7 protein-coding genes are annotated in these 10,098 nt (G+C 72.9%); 1 reads left to right on the top strand and 6 read right to left on the bottom strand.

Annotated elements, in window-relative coordinates:
• Window positions 1-93 precede the first annotated feature (93 nt).
• On the bottom strand, window positions 94-1,530 hold the full coding sequence (locus IF09_RS0131565; RefSeq protein WP_078613564.1) for a diaminobutyrate--2-oxoglutarate transaminase family protein: 1,437 nt from the start codon (window positions 1,528-1,530) through the stop codon (window positions 94-96).
• A gap of 249 nt (window positions 1,531-1,779) precedes the next feature.
• On the opposite strand from IF09_RS0131565, the gene IF09_RS0131560 reads away from it, so the two are divergent.
• The gene (locus IF09_RS0131560; protein ID WP_030301585.1) at window positions 1,780-2,955 is read left to right on the top strand and encodes a trypsin-like serine peptidase; all 1,176 of its coding nucleotides are present in this window, start codon (window positions 1,780-1,782) and stop codon (window positions 2,953-2,955) included.
• Between the two features lie 91 nt (window positions 2,956-3,046).
• Here IF09_RS0131560 and hflX read toward each other — a convergent pair whose 3' ends face one another.
• The 5 genes from hflX to IF09_RS0131535 form a co-directional block, all read right to left on the bottom strand.
• A complete protein-coding gene (hflX, locus tag IF09_RS0131555; RefSeq protein WP_030301584.1) occupies window positions 3,047-4,552 on the bottom strand; it encodes a GTPase HflX in 1,506 nt (501 codons plus the stop codon).
• 143 nt (window positions 4,553-4,695) lie between these two features.
• Window positions 4,696-6,141, bottom strand: a complete 1,446-nt coding sequence (locus IF09_RS0131550; RefSeq protein ID WP_030301582.1) for a M1 family metallopeptidase — start codon at window positions 6,139-6,141, stop codon at window positions 4,696-4,698.
• A gap of 121 nt (window positions 6,142-6,262) precedes the next feature.
• Window positions 6,263-8,386, bottom strand: coding sequence for a RelA/SpoT family protein (locus tag IF09_RS0131545; protein ID WP_030301580.1), 2,124 nt, complete (start codon window positions 8,384-8,386; stop codon window positions 6,263-6,265).
• A gap of 140 nt (window positions 8,387-8,526) precedes the next feature.
• Window positions 8,527-9,402, bottom strand: coding sequence for a diaminopimelate epimerase (gene dapF / locus IF09_RS0131540; protein ID WP_030301576.1), 876 nt, complete (start codon window positions 9,400-9,402; stop codon window positions 8,527-8,529).
• Window positions 9,403-9,470: 68 nt separating this feature from the next.
• Complete coding sequence (locus tag IF09_RS0131535) at window positions 9,471-10,007, bottom strand: hypothetical protein (RefSeq protein WP_030301574.1); 537 nt, start codon at window positions 10,005-10,007, stop codon at window positions 9,471-9,473.
• Window positions 10,008-10,098 lie beyond the last annotated feature (91 nt).

Raw genomic sequence — 10,098 nt, 5'->3', positions numbered from 1 at the left:
CGGCGGGGGTGGGGGCGGGAGGGGGCGGTCAGGGTCGTGGGGTGGGCGTCGGGGTGGTGGGGCTGCGAGTCGGGCATCGCGGGTCCTTGCGGGTCAGTGGAGCCGGCAGGCTGCGGCGGCGGCGGGGACGGCATCGGCCAGGCGCTCGAGCACGGCGGCGGCCTGTTCGTCGGTGAGGGTCAGCGGAGGCAGGAGGCGGACGACGCTGGAGTGGCGGCCGCCGAGTTCGACGATCAGCCCGCGGTTCAGGCACTCCTGGCGGACCGCCGCGGCGAGGGCCTGCGCTGCGGCCCCCGTGTCCGGGTCGACGAGTTCGAGGCCGATCATCAGACCGCGGCCGCGGACGTCCCCGATGCAGGGGTGGTCGGAGGCCAGGCCGCGCAAGGCGGTCAGCATCCGCTCGCCCAAGACCCCGGCGCGCTCGGCGAGACGGTTCTCGCGTACGTACGCCAGGGTTGCGGCCCCGGCCGCCATGGCCAGCTGGTTGCCGCGGAACGTTCCGGCATGTGCCCCGGGGGCCCACGCGTCCAGGCCCGACCGGTACACGATCACCGCCAGCGGGAGGCTGCCGCCGATCGCCTTGGACAGGACCATCACGTCCGGCACCACCCCGGCATGGTCGACGCCCCAGAAGGCGCCGGTCCGGCCCACGCCCGTCTGCACCTCGTCGGCGATCAGCGGGATCCCCCGGGCCTCGGTGATCTCGCGCATCCGGCGCAGCCACGCGTCCGGGGCCGGGAAGACCCCACCCTCGCCCTGCACCGGCTCCACGATCATCGCGGCGGGCGTCGGCACCCCGCCCTTGGGGTCGTCCAGCAGGCTCTCCGTCCAACGGGCCCCGAGCCGGGCGCCCTCGGGGCCGCCGACCCCGAACGGGCAGCGGAAGTCCTGCGGGAACGGCAGCCGGGTCACCCGAACGTCCGGGGCTCCGCCCGACGCGCCCAGGGCCCCGGCGGTCATCCCGTGGTAGGCCCCGGTGAACGCGAGCAGCCCCGCGCGCCCGGTGGCGGTGCGGACCAGTTTGAGCGCGGCCTCCACGGCATCGGTACCGGCGGGCCCGCAGAACTGAACGCGGGCGTCGGCCGCCAGGGCCGGCGGGAGGCAGGCGAACAGCTCGGTGGTGAAAGCGTCCTTGACCGGGGTCGCGAGGTCCAGGACGTGCAGCGGCGCTCCGGAGTCGAGGACGCCCCGGACGGCTTCGAGCACCACCGGGTGGTTGTGCCCCAGCGCGAGGGTGCCGGCCCCGGAGAGGCAGTCCAGGTAGCGCCGCCCGTCCGCGCCCTCGATCGTCAGGCCCCGGGCGCGCACCGGGACGATGGGCAGCGAGCGCGCGTACGTCCGGGCGGCGGACTCCCGCAACGCCTGCCGGCGCAGGATGCCCTCCACCGCGGCCGGCCCGCCGGGCGCCGCCGGCTCCGCTCCCCGGCTCCCCTGCGGCGGCACCTGCGCGGCGGCCGCGCCCTGCTCGGTCAAAGCCACGAGTGTCGGACCTCCCGCACGGACTGCTCCACCGGATTGCGCCTCGAACATGAACGCTGCTCCCCCATCCCCCGTACGTACCAACGACGGTGGCGGCGGCGGATCACGGGTGGGCCCAAGATCCTTGTCCGCTCGGACTTCGGGGTGCCCGTCCAGGACGGAACCGCGGCCCCGGCCTGTGCCGTCCCCAACGGCAGCGGCATAGTGGGGTGCTGCACTCGGCGGCACGCACCTCGCGTGCCCCGTGCACCTCAACTGCACCGCGTCTCACGCCCAGAATTCACCAGGGGGATTCACGACATGCGACCGAACCGACCGGTCACCGCGATCCTGTGCGCGGCGGCACTCGCCATGACCGCCGCGGCCTGCGGACCCGGCGACGGGGAGGCCGGCGGCGACGCCAAGCCGACCGTGGCGGCGAGCCTCCCGTCCGGAGCCGACGGGATCAAGATCCCGGACCAGCTCAAGGACAAGCTCAAGCAGCACGGCATCGACCTGGAGAAGTGGAAGGGGGGTGCGTGGAAGAACTGGAAGCAGGAGGACTGGCTCCGCGAGGCGGGCGACTACATCAACCCGATCATCGAGGACCTCTGGGACCCGGACCGGATGCGTGAGGCGGACAAGACCCCGCAGCCCCCGGCCGTCGACCAGGACGCCGGCAAGGACCAGGGCGTCACCGATCCGACCCCGGCGCCGGTGCAGGCCAAGGCCGCCAGCACGCCGTACCACACGAGCGTTCCGGTCTCCGGCAAGGTCTTCTTCGACGGTCCCGAGGGCTCCATGGTCTGCTCGGCGACCGTGGTCAAGGACCCGGCCCACCCCGGCAAGTCCAACATGGTCTGGACGGCCGGCCACTGCGTGCACGCGGGCAAGTCCGGCGGCTGGTACCGCAACATCGCCTTCGTCCCGTCGTACAACAACGCGGGCAAGCCGGCGGCGCAGCTCAAGGGCGCCCCGCGCGAGCAGGTGGCCCCGTACGGCGTGTGGTGGAGCGACTGGGCGCAGACCTCGGACCAATGGATCGCAAACGGCGGTCCGACCGGTGGCGCAGGTGCCCCGTACGACTTCGCGGTGCTGCACGTGACCCCGGAGAAGAGCACCGGGAAGTCCCTGGAGGAGACGGTCGGTTCGGCGCTCCCGGTGGAGTTCAACGCCCCGGCGGTGCCGAAGGTCGCGAGCATCACGGCGACGGGCTACCCGGCGGCGGCCCCGTTCGACGGCCAGCGGGCCTTCCAGTGCACGGACAAGCCGGGCCGGCTGTCGCTGGCCGCGAGCGCCCCGGTGATGTACCGCATCGGCTGCACGATGACCGGCGGCTCCTCCGGCGGCGGCTGGGTGGCCCCGGGCAGTGACGGCAAGCCGGCGCTGGTGTCGAACACCTCGATCGGCCCCGCCAAGGCGGGCTGGCTGGCCGGACCGCGGCTGGGCCCGGAGGCCAAGGGGATCTTCGACGCCGTGAGCGCCAAGTTCAAGTAGTCCCCGCCCGCGTACCCGCGTGAAGAACCTGAAGAAACCGAGGGCCCCCTGCATCGCAGGGGGCCCTCGGTTCGTTCGTGCCGCGTACGTGTTACCGCTTCGCCGGTACGTACGGCGCCAGGTCCGCCGCCAGTTCCTGGTGGACCCGCACCTTGAGCAGGGTGCCCTCCGGGGTGTGCTCCTCGGAGATCACCTCGCCCTCGGCGTGGGCCCGGGCGACCAGTGAGCCGCGGGTGTACGGCACCAGGGCCTCCACCTCGACCTCGGGCCGGGGCAGTTCGGAGTCGATGAGCCCGAGGAGCTCCTCGATGCCCTGCCCCGTGCGCGCCGAGACGGCGATGGAGTGCCGTTCGATCCGCAGCAGCCGCTGCAGTACGAGCGGATCCGCGGCGTCGGCCTTGTTGATCACCACGATCTCGGGCACGTTGACCGCGCCGACGTCGCGGATGACCTCGCGCACCGCCGCCAGCTGCTCCTCCGGCGCCGGGTGCGAGCCGTCCACGATGTGCAGGATGAGGTCGGAGTCGCCGACCTCCTCCATCGTGGAGCGGAACGCCTCGACCAGGTGGTGGGGCAGGTGCCGGACGAAGCCGACCGTGTCGGCCAGGGTGTAGATCCGGCCGCTGGGGGTCTCGGCCCGGCGCACGGTCGGGTCGAGGGTGGCGAACAGCGCGTTCTCCACCAGCACGCCCGCGCCCGTGAGGCGGTTGAGCAGCGAGGACTTGCCGGCGTTGGTGTAGCCGGCGATGGCGACCGAGGGCACCTTGTTGCGGCGCCGTTCCTGCCGCTTGATGTCGCGGCCGGTCTTCATGTCCGCGATCTCCCGGCGCATCTTCGCCATCTTCTCGCGGATCCGGCGCCGGTCCGTCTCGATCTTGGTCTCACCGGGGCCTCGGGTGGCCATGCCGCCACCGCCGCCGCCACCCATCTGCCGGGACAGCGACGCACCCCAGCCGCGCAGGCGCGGCAGCATGTACTGCATCTGCGCGAGGGCGACCTGCGCCTTGCCCTCTCGGGACTTGGCGTGCTGGGCGAAGATGTCGAGGATCAGGGCGGTCCGGTCGACGACCTTGACCTTGACGACGTCCTCGAGGGCGATGAGCTGGCCGGGGCTGAGCTCACCGTCGCAGACGACGGTGTCGGCTCCGCTCTCGAGCACGATGTCGCGCAGCTCGCGGGCCTTGCCCGAGCCGATGAAGGTGGCCGGGTCCGGCTTGTCACGGCGCTGGATCACTCCGTCGAGGACGAGCGCGCCCGCCGTCTCGGCGAGGGCGGCGAGCTCCGCGAGGGAGTTCTCGGCGTCCTGCACCGTGCCGGAGGTCCATACGCCCACCAGCACGACGCGCTCGAGGCGCAGCTGCCGGTACTCGACCTCGGTGACGTCTTCGAGCTCGGTGGAGAGGCCGGCCACGCGGCGCAGCGCGGCGCGCTCGGAGCGCTCGAACTGCTCGCCGTCCCGGTCTCCGTCGACCTCGTGGCTCCAGGCGACGTCCTCTTCCATCAGGGCGTCGGCCCGAAGGCTCTCGGTGAAGCTCTGCGAGTCCGGCACGTCCCGTGCGTCCCGCGCGTCCTGGGAAGGGGAAGAAGAGGAGGTCATTGGATCCTTACGTCGATATCGAATGGGGCCGTGGCCACGCGTGACCGCAACTCTCACACTGTCATGTCCAACGTGTCACATCGCCGGGAGATTCCCCCCTGGCGTGCGGCCCTGTCGATGGTGACATGCCCGTTCCCCGCCGGTCACACCCTTTTCGGGCCGCCCCACTCCGGGTGGCCCGGCATCGCCGGGGTCGTCTTCCCGTACAGCCACGGCTTGAGGAAGGGTTCCAGATCCCGTCCGGCCACGTCCGAGGCCAGACGTACGAAGTCGTCGGTGCCGGCGATCCCGTCCTGGTGCTCCGCCACCCAGCGGCGCTCCAGCCGGTCGAAGGCCTTCGCGCCGATCTCCTGCCGCAGGGCGTACAGGATCAGCGCGGCCCCGTCGTAGACCACCGGCCGGAACAGCCCGATCTTCTCGCCGGGGGCGGCGGGCTTCGGTGCGGCCGGGGGCCCGCCGGCCGCCCGCCACTGGTCGGAGCGCTGGTACGCCTCGCGCATGCGCCGCTCCAGGGAGTATTTGCCGAGGCCGTCGGCGTACAGGGCCTCGTACCAGGTGGCGTGCCCCTCGTTGAGCCACAGGTCGGACCAGGTCCGCGGGGTGACGCTGTCGCCGAACCACTGGTGGGCGAGCTCGTGGACCATGACGGCCTCCACGTACCACTCGGGGTAGCCCGCTCCCGAGAACAGGCCGTTCTCGAAGAGCGAGAGGGTCTGCGTCTCCAGCTCGAATCCGGTCTTCGCGCGGGCGATGAGTACGCCGTAGTTCTCGAAGGGGTAGCGGCCGACGCGCTGCTCCATCCACCGGACGTGCCCGGCGGTCTTCGTCAGCCAGGGCTCCAGCCGCTGCCGGTCCGCGGCGGGGACCACGTGGCGCAGCGGGAGCCCGTGCGGACCGGTGCCCGCCACCACGGCCGAGTCGCCGATGGAGACCTGCGCGAGCTCGGTGGCCATCGGGTGCAGGGTCCGGTACGTCCAGGTGGTCGAGCCTGCGGCCCGGGGGGCCGGGAGGGCGCCCGCCACCCCGTTGGCGACGGCGGTGAGACCGGCGGGGGCGGTGATCCGGAAGGTGAAGTACGCCTTGTCCGCCGGGTGGTCGTTGCACGGGAAGACGCGGTGGGCGGCGTCGGCCTGGTTGGCCATGGCCAGGCCGTCGTCGGTGGGCACCCAGCCCCCGTCGGCGATGCCGCGCGGATCGCTGGTGTGCCGGATCGCGATGTGCAGCGGCACGTTGGCCGCGACGGGGCTCGCCGGGGTGAGCACGAGGTCCTCCCCGGCGCTCTCGAAGTGCGCCGGCTCGCCGTTGACCTCGGCGGACGCCACCGTTCCGTGGGTGAAGTCCAGGTTGATCCGCTCCAGCGGCTCCAGGGCGCGGGCGTCGATGACGGTGACCGCGTCGAGCGGGCTCTTGTTGTCCTTGTACGTGAAGGACAGGTCGTACGAGAGGACGTCGTACCCGGGGTTCCCGAGCTGCGGGAACAGCGTGTCGCCGATGCCCAGCGGCTTCGGCGGGGGCAGCACGGCGGCGACGAGGGTGAGGGAGGCCGCGGCGAGCAGGGCGGCGCGCAGGCGCGGGGAGGAGAGCTGCATCCCCCACCGCTTACCAGCGCCCGCCGCCCGCCCGGGTACGACGCGCGACGGTTCCACCCGAACGGGACCTTCCGGCGACGACGCGGCCTAGCTAGGCCCGGGCTCGGCCTCGGTCGGGCCCCTAGGCCCGGCGTACGTCGTAGACGCCCGGTACGTCGCGCATCGCCCGCATCAGGGCCGGCAGCCCGGTCGCGTCGGGCAGCTGCAGGGTGTACGTGTGCCGCACGCGCTGCTCGACCGGCGGTTCCACGGTCGCGGAGACCACCTCGACCCCTTGGCGGGCGATGGCCTCGGTCAGGTCGGCCAGCAGATGCGGGCGGCCGAACGATTCGGCGAGCAGCGTGACCCGGCAGTCCGCCGTGGCCCGCCAGTGCACCGCGACGGAGGTCCGCCCCAGCGCGCGCATCTGGGCCACCGCCGCGCAGTGGATGCGGTGGACGGTGACGGCCCCGCCCCGTACGACGAACCCGGCCACGGCGTCCGGCGGTACGGGCGTGCAGCAGCCGGCCAGCCGCACGGTGGCGTCCGGCAGGTCGGCGACCGCGTTCCCGCCGCCGCCGCGGGCGCCGACCACGGACAGCGGCGCCCGGGCGGGCGCGGTGGTGGGTTTCACCGAGTCGGGATGCGCCTGGAGCCAGCGGCTGATGGCGATCCGGGCGGCCGGGGTCCTGGCGTGCTCCAGCCAGTCGGCGGCGGGACCCGAGGAGGCGTCCTGGGCGAGCAGCAGCTGGACGGTGTCCCCGTCGGACAGCCGGGAGGCCAGGGAGGTGAGGCGCCCGTTGACCCGGGCGCCGATACAGCCGTGGGCCGCCTCGCCGTGCTGCGCGTAGGCGGCGTCGATACAGCTGGCCCCGGCGGGCAGGCTGATCGTGCCGGGGGCGCCGCCGTCGGCGCGGAACACGGTGATCTCCCGGTCCTGTGCCAGCTCGGCGCGCAGCACGCTCCAGAAGGTGTCGGGGTCGGGCGCGGACTGCTGCCAGTCGAGGAGGCGCGACAGCCAGCCGGGCCGCGTCGGATCGACCCGCTCCTCGTCGCAGTCGGCGGCGTCGGCCGGAGAGCCGGACTCCGCCGCGGCGGCGGCCTCCGCGGCGGCGTGGGCGTACGGATTGCCGAGGGCGACCACGCCGGCCTCGGCGACCCGGTGCATCTGACGGGTGCGGACGATGACTTCGGCGACGAACCCCTCGGGCGTCGCGACGGCGGTGTGCAGCGACTGGTAGAGGTTGAACTTTGGGGCGGCGACGAAGTCCTTGAACTCCGAGACGACCGGGGTGAAACAGGTGTGCAGCTCGCCCAGCACGGCGTAGCAGTCGGCGTTCTCGCCGACGAGCACGAGGATGCGGCCGAAGTCGGAGCCGCGCAGCTCGCCGCGCTTGAGGGCGATCCGGTGGACGGAGACGAAGTGCCGGGGCCGGACCTGCACCTCGGCGGCGATGCCGGCGTCGCGCAGGACGGCCTTGACGGAGTCGGCGATGGCGGGCAGCGGGTCGCGTTCCCCGGCGTGGGCCGCGATGAGCGCGCGGGTGTTCTCGTACTCCTCGGGGTGCAGGATCGCGAAGACGAGGTCTTCCAGCTCGGTCTTGAGGGCCTGGACGCCGAGCCGTTCGGCGAGCGGGATGAGGACGTCGCGGGTGACTTTGGCGATGCGCGCCTGTTTCTCGGGGCGCATCACGCCGAGGGTGCGCATGTTGTGCAGCCGGTCGGCGAGTTTGATGGACATGACGCGGACGTCGTTGCCGGTGGCGACGAGCATCTTGCGGAACGTCTCGGGCTCGGCGGCCGCCCCGTAGTCGATCTTCTCGACCTTGGTGACGCCGTCGACGATGAAGCAGACCTCGTCGCCGAATTCGGCGCGGACCTGATCCAGGGTCACCTCGGTGTCCTCGACGGTGTCGTGGAGCAGAGAGGCCGTCAAGGTAGTGGTTTCGGCGCCGAGTTCGGCGAGGATCAGGGTCACGGCGAGCGGGTGTGTGATGTACGGCTCACCGCTTTTCCGCATCTGGCCGCGGTGCGAGGACTCCGCGAGCACGTACGCGCGGTGCAGGATGGACAGGTCCGCGTCCGGGTGGTGGGCGCGGTGCGCCTCGGCGACGTGGCCGATGGCATCGGGGAGCCGGTCTCGGGATGTGGGCCCGAGAAGGGCAGCGCGCCCGAGTCGTCGCAGGTCAAGGCGGGTCCGGCCCCGTCTGCGGAGTTCAGGGCGCGCGTCGGGTCGTGCTTCGGGGTTCGTGGCCTCTGCACTCATGGGCACCTCCGGCGGCTTCGACCGGCGGTGGTGGGCATGGGGTGAGCCCTCAGGGCCGGTGCCTGATGCTACCGACCCCACCACGTGGCGCAGTCCGCCTCTCGCTCAGCGTGAAACGGATCACCCATTAGAGGGAAGCTTCAGCCGAAAGCCGTTTCGGTGAGCCAGGCCGCGTCGAACTCGCCCGCGGCGACGATGACGGCGGGTCCCGTCATGTCGATCTGCCCGTCGGGGTGTTCGGTGATGGCGAGGGTGCCGCCGGGGAGGTCGACGGTGTACGTGACGGGCCGGCCGGTGACGGCCGGGTCGGCGCCGTCGCGGCGGATGGCGGCCACGGCGACGGCGCAGGCGCCGGTGCCGCAGGAGCGGGTCTCGCCGGAGCCTCGCTCGTGGACGCGCATGGCGACGTGCCGGGGGCCGCGGTCGACGACGAACTCCACGTTGACACCCGTCGGGTAGACCTCGGCGGGGCTGAACGGGGGCGGATCGAGCAGCTTTCCGGCGTGGTCCAGGCTTTCCACGAACGCGACGGCGTGCGGGTTCCCCATGTTGACGTTGCGGGCGGGCCAGGCGCGCTCGCCGACCGTCACCGTGACCTGTTCCTCCGGGAGGACGGCGCGGCCCATGGAGACCGTCACGTCGCCGCTCTTGTCGAGGTGCACCCGCTTGACGCCGCCGCGGGTGGCGACGGCGAGGTCGCCGGGCTCGACGTGGCCGGCGTACTGGAGGTAGCGGGCGAAGACGCGGACGCCGTTGCCGCACATCTCGGCGACGGAGCCGTCGCTGTTGCGGTAGTCCATGAACCACTCGGCCTCGTCGGCCAGGTGCGCCGCCTCCGGGTGCGCGGCGGACCGGACGACGTGCAGCACGCCGTCCGCGCCGATGCCGGCGCGCCGGTCGCAGAGCTTGGCGACGGCGGTCGCGGGCAGCTCGACGGCGTTGTCCGGGTCCGGGACGATCACGAAGTCGTTCTCGGTGCCGTGGCCCTTGAGGAAGGAGAGGCTCGTCTGCGTCACCCGCCCATCGTACCGAGCGGGGCTTTGGGCAGGTCGGCGGCATCCCGCGGGCACCGCAGCCCGGCGACCTAGCGCAGCCGTGCGACCCGGTACACGGCCAGCGCCACGAGTGCCAGCGCGACCATGGCGTACAGCCCGGCCATGCGCCAGTCGGGGCGGCGGCCGCTGCCCCGGGGCGGGAGCCCGGGCCAGGTGTAGCCCACGCGGCGCGCGGCCATCATGCCCCAGCCGCCGGCGCAGGAGCTGATGAGGAAGCCGAGCATGGCGACCACGGCTCCGCCGTCGCCGAACTCGAAGGCGAGCGGGAAGGCGAACATCAGGGACCCGGCCGCGGCCAGCATCACGATGGGGGCGATCTGCCAGATGCGCAGCCGGCGCTGCGGGCGCAGCTCGACCTCGAACTCGGGACCCGCGGCGGCCTCGGCCTCGGCGGTGTCCGGTGCGTCCGGGCCGTCGGGGGTCAGCCGTGCCGGGTCTGCGGGCAGCCCGAGGCCGTCGGGCTCGGGAGGCTCTCCCCCAGCTGCTGCTGGGAGGTGCCCGAGAAGCGTCGGGTCCGCTTCCCGCCTCGTCCCGTCCTGCCCGGTGTCGCGAGGGCCGGCCTCCATTGCCACGCGCCCTCCCCACTCGGACTTCGCACGCCGTCGTTCACCGCCGGTGACCGCACCTGCGGAATTTGATGATGGCATGGCTCAGGGC

The sequence above is a fragment of the Streptomyces katrae genome, assembly GCF_000717655.1.
GTDB classification, from domain to species: Bacteria; Actinomycetota; Actinomycetes; order Streptomycetales; family Streptomycetaceae; genus Streptomyces; species Streptomyces katrae_B.
The sequence above is the reverse complement of the archived record's forward strand: the minus strand, read 5'-3'. Positions and strand labels throughout refer to the sequence as shown.

Bases quoted from the DNA above. Each gene is read 5' to 3' on its own strand.
- IF09_RS0131545 (WP_030301580.1), bottom strand. From the start codon at position 8,386: ATGAGTGCAGAGGCCACGAACCCCGAAGCACGACCCGACGCGCGCCCT.
- hflX (WP_030301584.1), bottom strand. From the start codon at position 4,552: ATGACCTCCTCTTCTTCCCCTTCCCAGGACGCGCGGGACGCACGGGAC.
- IF09_RS0131550 (WP_030301582.1), bottom strand. From the start codon at position 6,141: ATGCAGCTCTCCTCCCCGCGCCTGCGCGCCGCCCTGCTCGCCGCGGCC.
- IF09_RS0131565 (WP_078613564.1), bottom strand. From the start codon at position 1,530: ATGTTCGAGGCGCAATCCGGTGGAGCAGTCCGTGCGGGAGGTCCGACA.
- IF09_RS0131535 (WP_030301574.1), bottom strand. From the start codon at position 10,007: ATGGAGGCCGGCCCTCGCGACACCGGGCAGGACGGGACGAGGCGGGAA.
- IF09_RS0131560 (WP_030301585.1), top strand. From the start codon at position 1,780: ATGCGACCGAACCGACCGGTCACCGCGATCCTGTGCGCGGCGGCACTC.